The sequence below is a fragment of the Acinetobacter sp. 24-47-64 genome, from assembly GCF_057737055.1.
The window spans coordinates 2,422,331-2,440,913 of sequence record NZ_CM173215.1 but is presented as its reverse complement, the minus strand read 5'-3'; the positions used below and the strand labels follow the sequence as shown (position 1 = coordinate 2,440,913).

17 protein-coding genes are annotated in these 18,583 nt (G+C 34.3%); 4 read left to right on the top strand and 13 right to left on the bottom strand.

The features are described from left to right. Positions 1 to 743: 743 nt before the first annotated feature. A complete protein-coding gene (locus tag AC1M85_RS11610; RefSeq protein ID WP_488213113.1) occupies positions 744 to 1,058 on the top strand; it encodes a hypothetical protein in 315 nt (104 codons plus the stop codon). 92 nt (positions 1,059 to 1,150) lie between these two features. After that, entirely contained in the window at positions 1,151 to 2,641 is a 1,491-nt protein-coding gene (locus tag AC1M85_RS11605) for a hypothetical protein (RefSeq protein WP_488213112.1), read from the top strand. A 304-nt stretch (positions 2,642 to 2,945) separates the two neighbouring features. On the opposite strand, the gene AC1M85_RS11600 is transcribed toward AC1M85_RS11605, so the two are convergent. The 6 genes from AC1M85_RS11600 to AC1M85_RS11575 form a co-directional block, all read right to left on the bottom strand. Beyond that, positions 2,946 to 3,668 (bottom strand): hypothetical protein, encoded by a 723-nt coding sequence (locus tag AC1M85_RS11600; protein ID WP_488213111.1) that lies wholly within the window; start codon positions 3,666 to 3,668, stop codon positions 2,946 to 2,948. Between the two features lie 71 nt (positions 3,669 to 3,739). After that, a complete protein-coding gene (locus tag AC1M85_RS11595) occupies positions 3,740 to 5,695 on the bottom strand; it encodes a TniQ family protein (protein WP_488213110.1) in 1,956 nt (651 codons plus the stop codon). Positions 5,696 to 5,703: 8 nt separating this feature from the next. Then, positions 5,704 to 6,648 carry a TniB family NTP-binding protein gene (locus AC1M85_RS11590; RefSeq protein WP_488213109.1) on the bottom strand — a complete coding sequence of 315 codons (945 nt, stop codon included), beginning with the start codon at positions 6,646 to 6,648 and terminating at the stop codon, positions 5,704 to 5,706. Continuing rightward, positions 6,635 to 8,515 (bottom strand): Mu transposase C-terminal domain-containing protein, encoded by a 1,881-nt coding sequence (locus tag AC1M85_RS11585; protein ID WP_488213108.1) that lies wholly within the window; start codon positions 8,513 to 8,515, stop codon positions 6,635 to 6,637. The genes AC1M85_RS11590 and AC1M85_RS11585 overlap by 14 nt, the downstream gene beginning before the upstream one ends. A 1-nt stretch (position 8,516) precedes the next feature. Further along, the gene (locus tag AC1M85_RS11580) at positions 8,517 to 9,221 is read right to left on the bottom strand and encodes a Tn7 transposase TnsA N-terminal domain-containing protein (protein ID WP_488213107.1); all 705 of its coding nucleotides are present in this window, start codon (positions 9,219 to 9,221) and stop codon (positions 8,517 to 8,519) included. Between the two features lie 240 nt (positions 9,222 to 9,461). After that, positions 9,462 to 9,728: a hypothetical protein gene (locus tag AC1M85_RS11575; RefSeq protein ID WP_004891668.1), complete on the bottom strand. Its 267-nt coding sequence runs from the start codon at positions 9,726 to 9,728 to the stop codon at positions 9,462 to 9,464. A gap of 135 nt (positions 9,729 to 9,863) precedes the next feature. Here AC1M85_RS11575 and AC1M85_RS11570 point away from each other — a divergent pair, with 135 nt between their 5' ends. Next, a complete protein-coding gene (locus tag AC1M85_RS11570) occupies positions 9,864 to 10,733 on the top strand; it encodes a hypothetical protein (RefSeq protein WP_488213876.1) in 870 nt (289 codons plus the stop codon). Positions 10,734 to 10,788: 55 nt separating this feature from the next. Here AC1M85_RS11570 and AC1M85_RS11565 read toward each other — a convergent pair whose 3' ends face one another. Further along, positions 10,789 to 11,031: a transposase gene (locus AC1M85_RS11565; RefSeq protein ID WP_286381633.1), complete on the bottom strand. Its 243-nt coding sequence runs from the start codon at positions 11,029 to 11,031 to the stop codon at positions 10,789 to 10,791. A 118-nt stretch (positions 11,032 to 11,149) separates the two neighbouring features. Between AC1M85_RS11565 and AC1M85_RS11560 the strand changes: the two genes are divergently transcribed. Next, positions 11,150 to 11,386, top strand: coding sequence for a helix-turn-helix domain-containing protein (locus AC1M85_RS11560; RefSeq protein WP_312208957.1), 237 nt, complete (start codon positions 11,150 to 11,152; stop codon positions 11,384 to 11,386). Positions 11,387 to 11,418: 32 nt separating this feature from the next. Here AC1M85_RS11560 and AC1M85_RS11555 read toward each other — a convergent pair whose 3' ends face one another. From AC1M85_RS11555 to AC1M85_RS11530, 6 genes are all read right to left on the bottom strand, one after another. Then, the gene (locus AC1M85_RS11555) at positions 11,419 to 13,005 is read right to left on the bottom strand and encodes an SAVED domain-containing protein (RefSeq protein WP_488213106.1); all 1,587 of its coding nucleotides are present in this window, start codon (positions 13,003 to 13,005) and stop codon (positions 11,419 to 11,421) included. Between the two features lie 9 nt (positions 13,006 to 13,014). Next, positions 13,015 to 13,488, bottom strand: coding sequence for a Mov34/MPN/PAD-1 family protein (locus tag AC1M85_RS11550; protein WP_488213105.1), 474 nt, complete (start codon positions 13,486 to 13,488; stop codon positions 13,015 to 13,017). Then, positions 13,481 to 15,202, bottom strand: a complete 1,722-nt coding sequence (locus tag AC1M85_RS11545) for a ThiF family adenylyltransferase (RefSeq protein WP_488213104.1) — start codon at positions 15,200 to 15,202, stop codon at positions 13,481 to 13,483. Before AC1M85_RS11545 ends, AC1M85_RS11550 begins: the two co-directional genes overlap by 8 nt. Continuing rightward, on the bottom strand, positions 15,199 to 16,239 hold the full coding sequence (locus tag AC1M85_RS11540; protein ID WP_488213103.1) for an SMODS domain-containing nucleotidyltransferase: 1,041 nt from the start codon (positions 16,237 to 16,239) through the stop codon (positions 15,199 to 15,201). The genes AC1M85_RS11545 and AC1M85_RS11540 overlap by 4 nt, the downstream gene beginning before the upstream one ends. A 302-nt stretch (positions 16,240 to 16,541) precedes the next feature. After that, positions 16,542 to 17,825, bottom strand: coding sequence for a ribonucleotide-diphosphate reductase subunit beta (locus tag AC1M85_RS11535; RefSeq protein WP_035267248.1), 1,284 nt, complete (start codon positions 17,823 to 17,825; stop codon positions 16,542 to 16,544). A 146-nt stretch (positions 17,826 to 17,971) separates the two neighbouring features. Further along, a complete protein-coding gene (locus AC1M85_RS11530; protein ID WP_179999438.1) occupies positions 17,972 to 18,103 on the bottom strand; it encodes a YhgE/Pip domain-containing protein in 132 nt (43 codons plus the stop codon). Between the last annotated feature and the right edge of the window lie 480 nt (positions 18,104 to 18,583).

The following is an 18,583-nucleotide window of genomic DNA, read 5'->3' as shown; positions in this document are numbered from 1 at the left end:
ACTCTTAAATTGGTTGAAAACTCAGTGCTTTAACTTTGATTGATTTTGATGATCAAATAAACATGTGAATATGAAAATTTTAATCTGAAAACTTAACCCTGCTATTTTATTTTTTTATTCTTGTACCATACTAAACCTGCTTGAGTAAAAAAAATAAAAGAGCCATATAAGGCTCTTTTATTTTTAGATACAATAACCGTCATGCGACACAAGGTTTGTCATTTCGATACTCTTCAATTCAATTACTTAGAAAGCATTGCGACACATGATGACAAGAGTCAGCGACACAACCTCTGTCAATTTTTTGATAAAACGACACAACCTCTGTCAATTTTTGAAATGTGTTTTCAAGAAGCTATTCTATTGCAACTTATAACAACAACTTGAATTTTACCTTCCTGAGCTGATGGACTATCTGCAATTAACATTTCTTCTAGTTCCTTAGGAATATTAGGAACAGGTTTTCCTCTACCTAATGATTTAAGCTTTTTATTATCGGCTGCCTTGTCAAACCAAAGTAATAAATACCTCTACCTTCAGCTGTCCAGTCAGTGGTATGTAATTTATCTAGTTGTTGGTCAGCTCCAGTCCAAAGGTATTATATGAATAATAGTATTTTAAATAAAATCAATAATTTATTTTTTAAAAAAAAACTCCCCATTATTTTTTCTTTCATTTTCTCTACGCTTATAGAGGTAGTACATATGGTCTACTTAAATTAATCTTAACTAAGGGAAATTTGTATGAGCAACAAAATAGTTAACAGCACAATCGATGCTCTCGATCAATTAAGTCATCCAACAAGTCGCGCAGGTGTAACAGTTAAACGAGTAGCTAAGTTAGTACAAAATGGGGTAAGTCCAGCTGTTATCGCGTTACAACTTCAAGAGAATAGTAAATCGAAAACACCCTATACCCGTGAACAAGTTCAAGGGATGGCTCAGTTATTTGAAGACTGTAAAAGACGACCAGGAATAACTAAATCTCAGGAGGCAGCACTGTTGCAAGATAACAAGACTCACAATCCACCAAGTACGGATATGGTTCCTACAAGCTAGAATTCTAAGCAGATAAAGGAGAGGAGGTATTCACATTTGATGTGTTACCTCCTGCATATCAATATTTAATAGATTTATAAGGGAAATTAGTAATGCCATCACAAATTATGAATTTAATTATTCAAAAGTATTTTGAAGAACTCCAACTAGAGTATTCGACTGGTGGTTTAGGAGTACTGTTAACTGATAAATTATTTCAACAACAAAGAACAATTAAAGGAGGTAGGTTCTCAACGTCAGAAGGATATGTCTATCTATCAGAAGTTCTTTATCATAATTTGATTACAGATGAACAAAAACGTGAGATTTTTAAGTCACCTTTTGAAATTGGTCATCCTGATAAAGCTAATGGGTCCTATACTGATCTTATTAATTATCTTGGATCTGAGTATCCTGGTGCAGATCCGCATGATCACTTGAAAGATACGAAAAAGTTTATAGCTGAATTAACAGGCATTTCTTTTGATGAGTATTACCAGCATGATAAAAGCTTAGCTATGAAGATACTAACTCTTTTTTATCGCTTCGGGAAACAATACCGGTCAAAATTTTTTAGTTTTTTACGAGCACAAGCGAAGGAAAAGGCAAACTATACTTATACATCTATTCAGCTATGTACTTCACTATCTGAACAAGAATTAGCTAATAATGCACTTCTAGCTGATTTCATGACATGTCTTACTTATGCAATGCCTAAAAATTATTTAAAACAAATTAATTCGATATATAAGGATTTAGCTGCTTCATGTAATCAAATGGATGAATGGATCAGAAGCGAATTAAATGCTTACCATCTTCCCGACGATGTAAATAATGGGCGTTACTCACCAGAAGCAGTTGAGCCTGCGATTAAAAACTTGGTGAATACTGATACATCTATTCCATCTATGGATCGTTTGGATTTTAAAATCTATACTGCATTAACTTTGAATGAATATTCCTTAAGAAGTAAAGCCAATAAACTAGTCGGTGTTAAAGTTTATAGCAATAAATTGGAGCTGAAGTTATTACTAGGAGCGATATTACCTACATTTTCAGATAAAGATGTACTCACATTTCTGCTTGGAAAGCCTGTCGATACATCACCTGAACTTGACCTTAAAGCAAAATTTATTGAGCAAATCTATTTGCATAAACATCCATATATTAAAGAACTTAAACCGCTTAACAGACAAATTATTAAAGCAGTTATTCTGCATGATTCAAAAAAGGGTATTAAGATTCAATCGACAGTACAAGGAGAAAAAAATATTCCTTACTCGGTCACAGGCGTTTTAAATGATGTAGTTCGTAAAGTGAAAGACGAGAATAAGCCACTACCAGATCCCTTAGATTATCCAGAAGCTTTAACCTATTATTGGTATTTAAGATATAAGTTGGCTATGAAAGTACTATTTGCAGAAAACCAATCAGATGAACATGATCGACAAGCTGAAATATACCGACTAAACCTTTTACTAGATGAAAAATTAGTAGATTATCTAAAAAAACAGGACATGAATGGATTTCAAAAAATTAATTCATTGACTAAAAAGTTTGCTGATTCGCTAGGTTATGAGTTTAATTCTCCTATATCTGCTTAATTTTTGCATTTAAGGGCTACAGGGTTAATACTTTCTTAACCCTTAAAGTGAAACTTGTTCAAGATAGCTGATAGATTAGTTGAATGAGTGCCCAATAGCTTGCTAGAAAGGTAGTCTTATTGAAATTTAGTGCTTTAGAAATTTGGCGAAAATTTTGCGCCCAATTGAATATCTACAGATTTTGTAGATACTTTTAAGCGCGTTATGGACTGCTTTTATATTAGGAGAAATTCTACTTTTAAATCCTTTTATTTTTACGGGGATTACCACTCTTTCAAAGAAGGGTATTCAATTTTATGATTTACTAATCATTTTCCGTTCTACCTGTAACTTGAGAATTTGTTTGATCAATTACGACTTCTGAAGCAGATGTAAGTTGTGTATGAATAGTTGGTATTTCTTGAATTACTTTGTATTTTATTAGTTCTTGTAATGTATATATATCAAATACATTTTTAATCGATCTGATTATTACAAAGGTGGATATTAAAAGACATGAAATTAATAAAATAGATAAAAACAATTTATTTTCAAACATTTGATTGATTGTTGGTGTGTATTTAGCAAAGAGAGACATCATAAATGAGGATTTTAAAAAAGTAGGGATCAGCATAATGAAGAATCCTAAAAACATATTTCTAGCATTTTTCATTTCATCCTTATTCATTTTCTCTTTGCTTATCATTGACTCTACATTTGTTATATTTCCATCTAAATTACGACTTATTTTCACTAGCCTATTTTCTTGATCAGTCATAAACTTATAATGGTGGGAGTGTAGCTGAGCACTTGGAAATCTTTTATTGAAATCCCTTATGCTTATATTTGTGAATCCCGAACCTTTCGTGCTCTTATAAACTAATAAATCTTTAATTTTGGAATCATATTCTTCTTTTTCTTGTTGATCATTAGTTTGCTCTTTTAAGTCTTTATATAGTTGGATATCTTTTTTTGTTTTTTGAACGTAGGGTAATACAAGGGTTAATACTTTTTCTAAAATTTCAAAAGCATCTTTTAAACTACTCATAAATTTTTTTCCTTAAAGAACTCGTGCGTATTAGCATTGTTATATATCGCTAATTTTATAAGATTAAGCGGTTAATGTTTCAATGACAGAATATCATTTATATTGAAAAGCCTAATTTTCTTTTCACTGTCTCCAAAATGATAAGCTTTTATAAGACCTTGATTTTGTAGGTTGGTGATGTGAGAGTGAGGTAAACCTAATAGTGCACTGGCTTCTGCACCAGTAACGAAATCTTCTTTAAGTTTCAATACTTCAGTGATTTCATTTCTTTTAACTAGTTTCCAATAAACTAAATCTTCAATTTGTAAGAATCCTGTATCACACCAATATTTTTTCATCCAATTTATAGGACAACTCAATTGTTTTGCTGCCTCTGAGTAAGGAACATAATCCTCGCTATCGAGTTTTTTCTTAAGATTTAATAGCGAATTAGTCTGGATTTGAACTGAGTGAGGATCGTTCTTATCTTTACTAAGAATACCTCTTTGGACCAGTACCGCAACTTTATTTGGGCTAACTCCTAAAAGTGCAGCTGCTTCTTTTAAAGAGTAATAATTTGTACTGGTATTTATTGATTCTGACTTGTCTTTTCGCCTACCTGTACGTGTTGGATAGTGTTGAATGACCTCTAAATCAGCTGTACTTATATCTTGAACATCTGTCTTTAAAAAAATGTTAATAGGCGTAGAGTCAATATGTGGCCCATGAACGGGCTTAATACCTATTGATGCTAATTTCTCCATGAGATTTGTAGGGGATACTTTCAACTGTTTTGCTAAAGGAGCAATCAGCATATATTTTCTATTGAATTCATGAAGTTTGTTCTTTGAATATTGCTTAGGAGTAGCTACATCTACTTCATTTTGTTCTAGATTGAACCATCCAATATTTGCTAGTTTACGAGCAGTTTCATAATTGATTTCTAAAACTTTAGAAATTTCTTTTAGACAAATGTGGTCATTAACGATAGTCGTGTCACGCAGTGTGTCGGCTATAGATTCATCCTTGTCTATTAAGCCTAAAAGAAAGCGTTCTATATCTATACTCGATATATTTCCACGATAAAGTTCTTTTCTCCCTAGCTTTAGATAGTCGCTTTCAATCAATTTCTCAAGCTCAAAACGTGAAACTTTCAAAATACGTTTTATCTGATGGTTTCTAAGTTTTATAGAAATACTTTTTTCACTTATTTTGTATTTATCTGCATTTTGTTCAACGACTTTAATGTGCTTCTTGAAAAAATTCTCATATTTTAAAAATGGTATTAACTGTACCCTAGGATGTGAGTAATTGATTCTAGAATTAATAAGAGCACTGAGCTTGAGTGCTGAAAGTTCAGGATGATGAAAGTATTCATATACGGAAAGGAAAACTTTCAAATCGGTGTTAGATCTATCGAACTTAAAGAAGTTATTAAAAGCATTCCAGCAAGCCGCAAACTCTTTGAATAATTTGTTGGAGTTGAAGTTTAGAACGTCGATAAACCAATAAATGGTTTCAATAGAGTTTGCTTCTCTGATTGGGGCTTTATCAAGTTCATAACCACAGCAAGAACAGTTTTGAACACCTGCTTTTGATGTAATTGGATTCTCACAGTTTGGACAAGAATCAATTAAAAAGCATAAATGAATCGGACATGCGTAAATTGGTTTGAGCATCCATAATTTTTTTAAATATGCACTTTCTCCAAGACAAATAGGACAGTAGCGTATGTTGTCTAATTCAAATAACTCATGAGGAACTTCAATAGCACCTATTGTTCTTGGAGATCTATTTGTAGGACCTGATCTTTCAAAAGCTAGACAAGCATATTCACTATCTATATTTAAAGCATTCAAAACTAAACCAAAGCGAACATCATCCGCTAGATGGTAATTAAGAGATTTCTTAATGATGGATTGATAGTTTTCTTTGCCAACTAAATTAAAGATTGAGCTATGTGCATTAAGTTTTGCTGTTCTGAGTAGGAAGCTGATTGGCGATTCATCTTCATAAGGGATTGCTTGTATTAAAAGAGAATTTTGCATAATGATATTTATTTCATGAGTGATATGATTTGAGAAATATTCATTTCGAATGGATTTTTACTTTGTTTGCTAATGTATAGTGTGATACCTAGTTTCCAGGCATAACTAAAATCATTAAAATTAACGACTTGCCTTCCATCGTTTAAAGCATGCGTAATACTTTCTCTAATCAGACTCATTATGTATGAGTGATAGCCTTTCGTTGCTAATTGAATTTGCATACCGACAAGTTGGCTATCTAGTGCTGGCATAAAAGTGATATTTTGCTTATTAAGAGTTCTTGAAACTTCGGCAAGAAATGCAAACATACTGTTACCCTGTGATGGATCAACAGTTAATGGGTTTAGGTGGTAGATGAATGGAAATCTACGTGCAATTTGGCTATCAATTTGAAGTAGTGGAACAAACTCAGGTAAACCAACCAAGCAAAAGCTGATACCAGTTCTATTCACTAAAGTTTTAATCCAATTCCCCGTAGTCCGATTCATTCTCGTCGATGTAGGTTTACGCTCAAATAAATGATGGAACTCATCTAAAAATATGAGCTTAGTTTCGCATTGAGCAAGTAAATGAATAAGCCTACTTGTTAGATATTCAGTTGTTCCATATCCATTTTCACAAGTAACATCTCCCAGTTCTTTAAGCATCATTATGGCCAATGACTTTACAGTAGCTGGTGAGGGTACTTCGACATAACATACTGGAATAATAGATTTTTTATAATCCTTTTCTGTTTTTTCTGAACGTGGCATCAAACTTAAAATTGTTTTGCACAACGTTGTTTTTCCTAATCCACCCTCTGCGAGCAACATACTTCCAACTGGTTCACTATAGGAAATACTTCTTTTGACACAATCTTGGATACCTGTAAAAGCTGTCATAAACTCATTTGAAGTAATGACAATATTGTTAATAGATCTAATTTTATCGAATCGATTATCAAATTTTTCCATGTTTAAATACCTCCAAAGAACCAAACTGCTCAATTGGTGTTGGTGTATTTATAGTAGAAACAGGTTGTTCAGAAAGATCCTTTTCTTTAGAAAAAAGTTGTTCTTCAACTTTTTTTAATTGTTTGGGAAGTTCTAAAGTAAGGGGCTTTAATCTCGGTTTATGTTTAATAAGATTGCTTTGTATCTCGTGCATAAGTTTATACAGGTGATATAAGTCCGACATTGGACCAATCCTTTGTTTGTCAGATCGAGTTTGGGCTTTCTTTAACTTTTGCACTTCAAGATGTGTTACGCGTGACAAGCCAAATGTATAATTTTGATTGGTTGAGTCTGCTTGAATAACTACATCTTTATTATTAGGGTCTACAACATAAACTTCATTTAAATTTAAATCGTCAATTAGCACAGTAACGGTTTTTATGCCTTGTGCTTGTAATGTTGTAAGTGAATGAGAAAAATAACTAATGCCGTCTACACGGACCTGACCGTGATTAATACTTCTTTCAATAGGCCTGCGACATAAAATTTTTGCATCTATATCAGTGAGAAAACTGGGGCGAATATCTTCAATTGCATCTTGCCACATAATAATAGGAGAGCGACCAGTCGTATGGTGAATAGATTTGTGATAGACATCGTGGATCCATGTATCTATATATTTTTTCAATTGTTCTAAAGTTAATTGAGCAATTTTATTGGAGTTATAGCTCCCTTTATCTATCGGATTTGAAAAAGTTGTGCCAGGTAACTTTTGAAGGATCCCATGAGTGAGTGTGCTAAAAAAGCGTTCAATATGAGGCTTGTTATTTGGAGTACCGACTTGAGATGGAGTTAAAGTAATTTTCAGCTGTTCGCACACTCGCGCAAGTGAATTATTTTTAAACTCAATTCCATTATCAGGAATGATAATACTCGGAATACCTCCTGGTAATTTATGATTCGGCCGAGTAACCATGTCCTTAATTGTTTCTAAAGTAGTTGCAGCGCTAGGTGGATACATATTGATATATGTACCTACAATTGCTCTTGAATAAACATCAATTGCACAAGCAAGAAATGGTCGTCCTAAAGCAACCTTATTCTTTGGGTCTACTATAATAATATCGAGATAATGTGTATCAATTTCGACCATATAAAGAGCAAAAGGACTAATAATGCTTTTGCCGGCAGCTTGAAAAGTTTTCTTCGCTATACGAGATCCTTTCTTTATTTTTAATTCAATATAAGGGTCTAGTTTTTTGATGTGTCGTTGGATACTCCTCAGTGTTGGTAACTGTTCCAATGATATCCCTTGCTCTATGAATCGACCAAGCATATAGGCTTGTACGTCTTTACCAGTTCTATATTCAGGTTTTAAATAGACTTCATTAATTGCTTGATTCAGAATTTGGTAGACTTCAGGTGGGAATCTTAAGTGATGATTACCTATATATTTATCTTGTAAACAGAGCTTGTTCTGCGAAAAATTTTTATATTTAGTAATCCACCTTGCGACAGTACGGCAGGAAGGAGGGTTGGGATCTTGAATTTCAGTCGAGATATGCTCTATTAATTTTGATAAATTTTGAGGGCTCGTAGGGGATTTTAGAGTTTGAAGAGCACTTATAACATAACGTTCTTTACGGTGTATTTCTGAACTGTGTTTAGGGTTGATCATCAGCTTATCAGGTGAAAATACACATAGAATTTCACCTTCTTTGTAGCGGTTTTCAAACTCATTCGGAGTAATTGAAAATGACTTTCCACCAGCGATGGCTGCATATCGTATATCATTATAGGTTACAGAACCGATTTCAAAAATATAGTCAGGATGTTCTTTAAAATAAAAACGAAAACCTGGTTGTGGGGTTAAAAGAACATTGTCCATGTCAATAGGCCTCACTGATTTCTTGTTTGACTGGGCCAATTGTTATTCTTTGATGAAAAAATAAGTAATCAGCTAGTTCTTGCTTGAGGCCTATTGATTCAAGTGTTTTATAGGCTTGATTTGAGTTTTCAAATTCATTGAGTTTTAACAGGTCTAAAGCATAATTGATTTCGAAAGTACTCCAGCTGAATCGATGTCCTCTCTGATACCAGTAAAGCAGTTGAGATATTTCTGTTTCACTTGGTAAGTTTGAGTGATCTATTAGCTTAAAAGTAATATCCATTGAGTGGAGTAGTTCAGAAAGTATCGCAAAGCGATTTAAGTCATCTATTGATAATGATGCTATGGATGGTTTGACTTCATGAACCTCATAAGCACCTTCTTTTGTTTGAACCAAGAAATCTGGAAAACAATACTGTTCATTGGCTAGCAAGATTTTTAATGCTTGTGAGCGATAATTTAAGATGTTGGGATCTTGTTCTAATGAGATTGCATGAGCGAGTTCAAGTCGGCTTTCTAAGGGTATTGCTCCGCAACATTTTTCACTCGGGAAAAGTGAAGTTCGACGACCAAAAGCACCTTGGTAGATTTTGCGTTGTCCATGAAGTGTGGCTGCTACATTTGCAGTTGATTCAAAAGCTATCCTGATTTGTTCTAGGATACCTGTTTGAATATCAGTTTTTAAAAATACGGTTCGATAAGGCATATCTGTTCATCCAGAAGTAATCCTATTCTCAATAGATTTTTGAGAATGAGCTAATCTGTACTATTACTATTGAATAGCACTCACTTGACTGGTGACGATATAGAGAAGATACTATGATTCTCAGGTCTTTATATTCTTCTATATAAAGTCACAAACGGATCCTTTTAAGGGTCCGTTTTTTATTGATTTTTTTTCTAACTTTTCATAATCACTCCAAGGTCATTTTCGATTATTGAGAATTTAATGGTTATCTTGAGAATCTAAAATAGCATTCCTTTGATTTGCCAGCCATGTAGCAACATCCTTTACTAAGGCATATTTGCCACGCCGATTGGGGATACTAAAAACAGGAACTGGGACTGTTTTACGCGTTAAAGCTTGTCGAAAGGCTTCCGTGGATTTGTAGCCTAAAGCGATTCGTAGTGCATCATCTGTCATTAGCGGGCCGTAACGATCGAATAACTCTTTTTCTATTGTAGTTGCATCGACTATGGGATGGATTTCCATTGAGTTCCTGGTAGTAACCTGTCTCAACAAAAGCTTATACTTGAGACTATATCTGTACAAGTTGAATAAATCACTAAACTTTTTCCGGAAATATTTTTTTAAACAATTGATATTTAAGGATTTTGTTTGAATTTTATGGGTTATGTTTTGCAAAACGAAAATATTGGAAAAGTTAGAATTAATAAAAGGGATGTAATCGATCAAATACGGGTTGCTCTATGGTATTCGCACATAAAACTTGGTTTAGATGCGCAACTACCATCTGAAATAGCAAAAATAATTGAGCCTGATAAAATTAGAGTAGTGAATGGGGGGGTAACTGATAATGATCGGAAGTGGAGAAACTATAAGAATGGTTTAAATGTTCCTCATCCAAAACTTATAGATAAAGCTGAAGCAGCCGTACAAGGTAGTTCGTTAATAATTAATCATGTGCTTTGGCAAGCCATGAAAAATTCAATAAATTTAGATTTACTTTTAAAAGACGGCATTGGAAAACTGTCGTGGGAAGTTCAAAGGATACTCTATAAACCCAATAAATATAATTGTGATAGGAAGTTAGTTGAAAGTTTATCTCCTAGAAAACTGATACAGCTGGAACGATTAGCTAGCTTAGATGCTTTAGCTGCATTGGTAATTTTTTATCGAATGGGAGTCGAGGACAATAGTAGCATTGTTGATATCAGTCGAGCTATTTATCGAACCTTACTTATTATTTGCATGAAAAAACCATATTCACATTTTAGTGAAAGTTTAATTTTATTGATGCATTCCCAAGTATTTTCTTTAGTGGACCCTAAGGAATCAATATTTAGCGATTGCCTCAAAGAAGGTTTTCTAGTGGATCTACAAATATTAATGAGTCAATTTTCCAAGATGGACAGTGAAAAATTGGTAACTAATACTTGGAAAAAAGACGTTAGGATTTCATCCGATTTTTTGGAAAAGGTCAGGTTTCATAATCTCTTTAAAGAATCGACTATTATGACAGTGGATGCTATCTAAGATACTTTTAATGTAAAATATCTTCGTAGACATTCGATATTTGGGGGAGAACGCCTTACATTTTCAGGCGCTTAGATAATCTTTCTTCAGCATACATTTGTTTGAGAGCCAAATTTTCTTGTTCTAATTTATCTAAGCGAATCAGAATTTGCTCATTGATATCTATATAGTTTGCTTTCCAACGATAGAAAGTAGCAACACTGATTTTGTACTCTTCGCAGATCTGCTCAACACTTACACCTGCTAAATTCTTTTTAACAATGCTGTTGATTTTAGCTATAGAAAATTTTTGCTTCACAGTGAATTCCTAGACTATCGTTCAATGATTATCCAAAAGAAAAAATTCAGTAAACAGATAGAGTTAAATTAAAAATATCCTATTTTGGGATATTTTTAATTGTAACTGATATTGAGCCATGCGCTCAATACACGATCCTAGGTATCAAGACCTAATTAAAAAACTTATAGAACTTCGTGAGTCAAAAAATGTGACTCAGGTTGAGCTTGCTCGTCTTTTGAATAAGCCTCAATCTTATGTCTCTAAAGTTGAAATTTTGGAAAGACGGCTGGATGTGATTGAACTAATGGATTGGTTAAAAGTATTGGATGCTAATATTTTAGAGTTTCTAACATTCTGTAATTTTCAAAATTAAAAGGCTCAAAATATTTTCCAAGCCTTTTGTTTTTAAACTGATATAAGCTCATTGCCATTTTCAGTGCTATTAATCCTTAATACAGACTCTAAGCCAGCTTGTTTATAGTCGTAAACGATTACATCAGGGTGATTTTTATCAATCCCTTGTCCTATAGCAACACATGCAGCATTCGGTGCTGTTATGAATAAATGTACTAAGGCAATGCCATACTCACTTTTAAACTGATGTAATAGTTTTTGTATTTGAGCAGTAAGAGCTTTAACGTTTAATGGGTGGGGCATACTTTTACTCCCCATATACTCAGGTAAAGTAGATATTTCCACGACTTGATTATCAATGCTTTCTGCTAATTGCTGGGCCTTTTCAAGTACCTGATCCACTTTAGCTGTAGCATGAATGCATAGAACAACTTCATTGTTATTTTTAAGTTTGTCTAGTCCAATTATTTCATTAAAAGGATCTACCATTGTTGGACTTGGCCATTCCCATTTTTGGCTATCCCTAAACTTTAACATAGGGATAAATTCCCCCTTATTTCCTAGCAATGCGCCTAAGCCAATTAAGGCTGGCATAGGGCCAAATGCAAAAATAGCCGCTTTATGATGAGTCGTTCTGGTTTGGTTGATAATTTTTGCTGCTTCATTCTCAATATGCTGAATCATCTGTGTATTGAAGAGTTCACCATTCATAGTACTGTCACACAGGGGAATGAGGCAGCCATTGACTCTATAGCGTAATGGGAGAAGGCTAGATGAAATCTCTTTTAAGTTGGGATTGGAGGCAGGTTGGCCATGAACAGGCCAAAGAACTGAGTATACTGGAATTGGCTCAAATGCAAGAGCATCTAAAAGTTGTTGAGCCATTTCACTATGTGCTTTTCTCATGCTATTTAGAGTTTCTGCATCATAATTACTTGGAGCTACTTTATCTATTAATCTATGGTGCTTATCACATAGTAATAAAACATTATTGGGTTCATCAGAAAGCATTTCAGATAAGAAAGGTATACCTCTCTCACCATTGTCTGAAGATGCAATATTATGTGCATTATAAGCAAAGTTTCCCTTTGCTCCTGTAAGCTGATCTATATCTAATCGTTCACCACAGCCTGTAAACATACAGCGTCCATGACTCTCAATCATTAAGCTAGTGATAGTTTTACTAGTGAATTGTTTACCTCGGCCAGTCTTTTTCTTATTACTGTAAAAGTCTTTTATAAACTTTATTTTTAATGGCTTGGTCTTTAGATTTACGCTAGAAAACTCATATGTTGTCCATAGAGAGTTTATCGTTTCTAAGTTTACAATATCATCGGATGTTAAAATATTATCCGTAGCTCGTAGCTCGATAGTAGATCGAGCACCTGAAAGGTAATCCAGAAAATTTAACAAATCAATTTCGCAGAGATTAACCCGCAGAAGAGATTCGATTCTTTCTGAGGTAATCAATAAGATTAATAAGTTTTTGTTTGATTTGCTTATGAATAGTCCGATTCTCTCCCAAGTTAAAACAGATTTTATTCCATCGATATATGATTTGGCTGTTAGTAAGTTATCCAATGGTTCTAGTTTACTTTGTATTAGTTCAAATTTAGGCAAAGAATTGGTGTCACTCATGTTTTTTTATTAAAACCTCAAGGCTGAAGATGTACTTAAATAGCTATTTTGAACAGTGTAAATTTTAACTTCTTTAATGCCAACGATTACAAAAAATAGTCTTCTATTATGATTTCTCGCTATGCAATTTTCCCAATCTTGCTTATCAATCGAAGATGGTGTAGGTATCGATTCTGGATGGCTATGCCATGTGCCTAAATAAACAGATGTACCATTAGATTCTTTATACTTTGTATCGAGAAACTTCTGGTGAAATGGATCTTTCATTACAAAGTTATACCTAGTTCTAATGTCTAGTTTTTGTGGGGTAGTAACAAATTCTACTTGAAAGATTTCAGTACTTTGAATTTGATGTCCTATCAATATCCCACAAGCTTCTTTAGACTCAGATGAGATTTGACGATACTGTTCCCATATTTCAATGATGTCTTTATTGATATGAACAGTAGCGTCGGAAACATGAACAGTTAATTGATCATTCATTACAAATATCACATTCTGGATTCAATAGTGGTGTGATTAGTAATGATTTTGAAAAGCTAGAATAACGATTAGTTAACTCTAAATTTTCATTTAAAGCGTCTACATCAGAACCTCTCCAGCTTACCTTTGAAGAATCTTTGACTTTCCCTTGTAAAAATTTTAAAGCTAAATCTGTAGTGATGCTGGCGGTCTGAATGGCAGATAAGTTTGAATAGGGTAGAAAAGCGTTACCACATCCTGAAAGATTCCTTGTTAAATCTTGATTTGGTTTTAAAAAATTAAGATTGGATACCAAGCCTCGACATAAATTTTTATTATCTAGATAAGCACATCTTAAGCATCCTTTTTGTTCAGGAATATCTAAAACTGCATGCCCACCAACTCCATAACCTTCTGTCCATGCATTAATTACGGCTGTTTCTACGTTATTCTTAATACAGTAATCATGAAATATCCGTTCTTTTGTTGGAGAACCTATAGCGATAATAACTAGATCAAATGAATTTAAAATAGAAATATCTCTAAGATTCAATAAACATCCCTTAACAGGCTTGATGTTGATCCAAGGATATTTTGTTGAAATTTTAACCTGTAGTCCTGTAGTTTTTTCCCAATTTAAGTAATCGATTGAAAGGTAATGCCTGTATGTATTTTCAATTGATATTGTATCTGAATCAACTAGCGTTAGGCTTCCTAGTCCACATGAGGCGAGCTGGTCTGCAATATATCCACCTACTGATCCACAGCCTACCAATAAGACTTTTTTCTCTTGTAGATCAGTAAAGGCACCACCACGGGGAATTAGGCTTGATTTATCAAATAATTTAATCGAGCATGCTTCTATATTCCATTCGGCGAAGCTTTCTAGTCTAAGCGGAAGGGTCTTATTAACTTTATTTTTTTTATGCTGAAATTTCAATCCAAACCAAGATTTTCCTGATGGAGTGTCAATATTGAATATTATCCAAAAAATATTCTTTCTAATTTGAGCAAAAGTAGTTAAGAAGCGTTGTTTTGTATCAGAATCTAATAATTCAATATGTTCTAAAAACCATACAGGAAGGTCTGATACATTCCATGGAATAGAGGAAAGATTAGGTAAAGGGAGAACACAACCCAAATCAGGACTCTTTTTTCTTTGAGCTACTTGGATTTTAAAAAAAGGTTCTTTTGTTGCAAGATCATAATTTTCAGGGTGAACTAACACGCTACTTTTTAATCCATATTTCCCCTCAGGCGCATAAACTTTTAATTTACAAAATTCAGGTGAATCTACTAGACAAAGAACATCATTAAATTTTGTATCATTTAAGCTATACCAACTAGCTAAAAATTCTCTTAATAGTTCATCTTTATTCCAAGTCGAATTGGTTAAACTTTTTGTTAGTAATTCAATATGTCTCTTTAAGGAGTCTTCAAATGCAATTTCTGGAACTTCATAATTAATTGAGACAGAATCTGTGACATTTACACATAGACTAGCTAAATTGAAATCTTTGTAAGATGTCGTATGTGCTAACCTAGGGAACTGTTGTGGATTTTTTAAGTAAAATGCGGGCATTGAAGTTAATTCTTTAACTTTAATATGAATCAGCTTAACGTCGTAACACCCAATAGTTACATTAACTTCTATTGTATCTAGAGTTAGCAATTCAGCTGTAGATACTGAGTATCCACAGCTTTGTAGATGCTGAATTATGAATTGATAGTTCATGCGCCTTGAGATGTTCCTACAGATCCAGCTGAGGAAAATACGACCTTAGCTGCTTCGTTTTTTGAATTATTTTTAGTTCCTTCAGGGAAATCTTCACCAAATATTTCTCTTAATAGATCACATTGTTTAGCTTCATCTGACTCATCAATGACTTTTTTTAAGTTATTTCTTAATGTAGATAGCTTATTTTTCAATTGAGTACCTGTATTTACACTACTGCCAGAGAAGATGTCCCTGTATGGTGATACAGGTAAATCAACTGTTACTGTCCATTGACTCTCATTTTGGTATAAAAAGTAATTTGACTGATCTAGTATTTGATCGATAGTATTCTTCAAAGCTTCTAGATCATTTTCAAGACCTTCATCATTAATCGAACTCTGAAATTTTTCTTTAATCATCACGGTTAGACCGATTGAAAAAATTTTTCTACATGTTTCTTCATGGAATTTGATATTTCTCCATCTTTTTATATATCTAGTTACTCGTTTAAATTGCTGGAGTTTCTGTGTTTCATAAATGCCTGAACTATCTTTAGCATTGATCCAATCAATTAATCCTTTGGGATCTGAGTCAGACCACTCCCTATTATTTTCATCAGAATTTTTCTTGCCCACAGCTAATTTGTAATAACCGCTCTCCGATTTACTATAAATAGGGATATCAATATGTAAATCCTCATTTTTATAGTCAGCAGTGACACAAGGTTTTTTAATTTTAGCGTTCTTGAAACCTCTATTTTCTAGAATTTCTAAGACAACCTTCTTCGGTATAGTTGGATCAGTAGGGGCGTCATTTTCATTGATGACTATCGCTCTATCTATATCGAAGTCTTTTCCTTTTTCCTTGATTGCTGTGTTAGTTGCTAAAGAACCTTGAATGAAATCTTCTTGAACAGGATAGCCATTTTCTCGAAATTTTTTGCGAATGTCTTCTGTAATGCTATCGTCTTTTTCACGTGCATTCTTATATTCCTCGCTTTGACGAGTTATGTGGATATTAGTGTTAAATGTTAAAAATTTACTTTGTAAGCCCATTTTTACCTTCTTAATTGATTATTTATTTTGAAATTAATTATTTGTTTGATTATTCAAAGCACAATTACCCCTTAGCCAGAATTAGCCAAACTTTTATATTCAATTTCAGATTTAAAATTTTAAAGTGATATGTTTTTAAGTTACCCAATAAGAAACCTAGATCTCTTATTGGGTATATATTGAAATTAGCATCAATGATAATTTCTGTGTCTATTGATATTTTGACAAACCTTGCGTCGTCTTATGACAAACCATGTGTCGTTTTTGACAAACAATGTGTCGCGTGACGATAACGTGATCTATTACCAGCTTAACGCACCACCAGTTTGATAGTCTGTTACGCGAGTTTCGAAGAAATTCTTCTCTTTACGTAAGTCCATCATTTCTGACATCCACTGGAATGGATTGTTCACACCAGCAAATTGCTCAGGTAAACCTAATTGAGCTAAACGACGATTTGCGATGAACTTCAAGTATTCTTCCATCATTGCAGCATTCATACCTAATACACCGCGTGGCATTGTGTCACGTGCATATTCGATTTCAAGCATCGTACCTTCAAGAATCATTTGAATGATTTCTTCTTGGAACTCAGCAGTCCACAAATGTGGGTTCTCAATCTTGATTTGGTTAATCATATCGATACCAAAGTTCAAGTGCATTGACTCATCACGTAAGATGTACTGGAATTGCTCAGCAACACCATTCATCTTGTTACGACGACCCATTGACAAGATTTGAGAGAAACCACAGTAGAAGAAAATACCTTCAAGAACACAGTAGAATGCGATCAAGTTGCGAAGCAAGATTTGATCTGTTTCAGGTGTGCCTGTTTTGAATGTTGGATCACTTAATTCTTGAGTGTACTTCAAGCCCCATGCCGCTTTACGCGCAACTGATGGAACTTCGCGGTACATGTTGAAGACTTCGCCTTCATCCATACCTAAAGATTCGATGCAATATTGGTAAGCATGCGTGTGAATCGCTTCTTCAAATGATTGACGTAAGATGTACTGACGGCATTCAGGGTTAGTAATGTGTCGGTAAATCGCAAGAACCAAATTATTTGCAACCAACGAATCGGCAGTAGAGAAGAAGCCTAAAGAACGCATCACGATGGTACGCTCATCTTCAGTTAAGCCATCTTCTGACTTCCAAAGTGCGATATCGTGGTTCATGTTAACTTCTTGTGGCATCCAGTGGTTTGCACAACCATCTAGATATTTTTGCCAAGCCCATTCGTATTTGAATGGTACAAGTTGGTTCAAGTCAGCGCGACAGTTGATCATTGCTTTATCATCAACTTGAACACGTTGAGCGCCCATCTCTAACTCTTCAAGACCTGGAGCAACGTCCAAATGTTCTAAGGCGTTAGATGCTCTTGCCAACGGATCGGCTGAATTTGTTGTTCCGTTTGAACTGGTTCGAGCGGGTTGTGCAGCTGCCACACGCGTCGGTTCGTTGCGTGCATCAGATACCACTTGTGGATTAGGCGCTTTTTGCGGTTCGATGGGCGCAGACTGCTGTGCTTGTGCAGTTTGTTTCGGTTCATCATCTTCGAAATCGTCCCAACTGAGGATAGACATATCAATTCTCTCTACGTTGCTTATATCTTTTTATTCAGACATCTCAACGTGAGACATCCTACTATACGCTTATATTGTGTAAGCAAAATTAAGTTTTGCCGATGAATGTACTCAATTTGTTCGTTTGAGTAGATTGAATTTCCGCACTACTTATTTTGCTTACGCTTCTGTTGTTTGCGAATGGCTAAAAATGCATAGACCATCGGCGTGTAAAAGAAAATAAAGGCAAAGACCAATACCGCAAGTCCTAACATATAGTTATGGGTCATATGGGGCATGGTGGTTTCCTTGATTTAAGTGAGAGGCGATAACGCCTCTCGATTTTTACCATAAGTTTAATTGAGCTTGGTTTGGAAAACTCCGACAATGAGCGCGAACATATTCAAGTCGATTAAATCGAACTCGAGTGTAATCGCATACACTGACAGGTTTATCCAATGAGCACATAACTCTCATTAGCATCTCCTTTTTGTAAAAGATGCTTTCAGAGGAGTGACTCATACCCTAAACTTTGCTAAAGTATTCAGCGTTAAGTCTCGACAATTTAACAACTGACTACTTTTAGCTATTCAGGGAATTATTTTCTCTGAAAGCTTGGGTTTCAAATGGCTTGTTTATAGTTTCTATAGACAGGCCATTTTTATTTCCGTCTATAAAACTCATATTTAATTTCCTCCTGTTTTGTTCATCAAGTTTAAGAAATCCCCCTAAATCCCCCTTTTGCAAAGGGGGACTTGCATCCCGCCATTTGCTTCGAG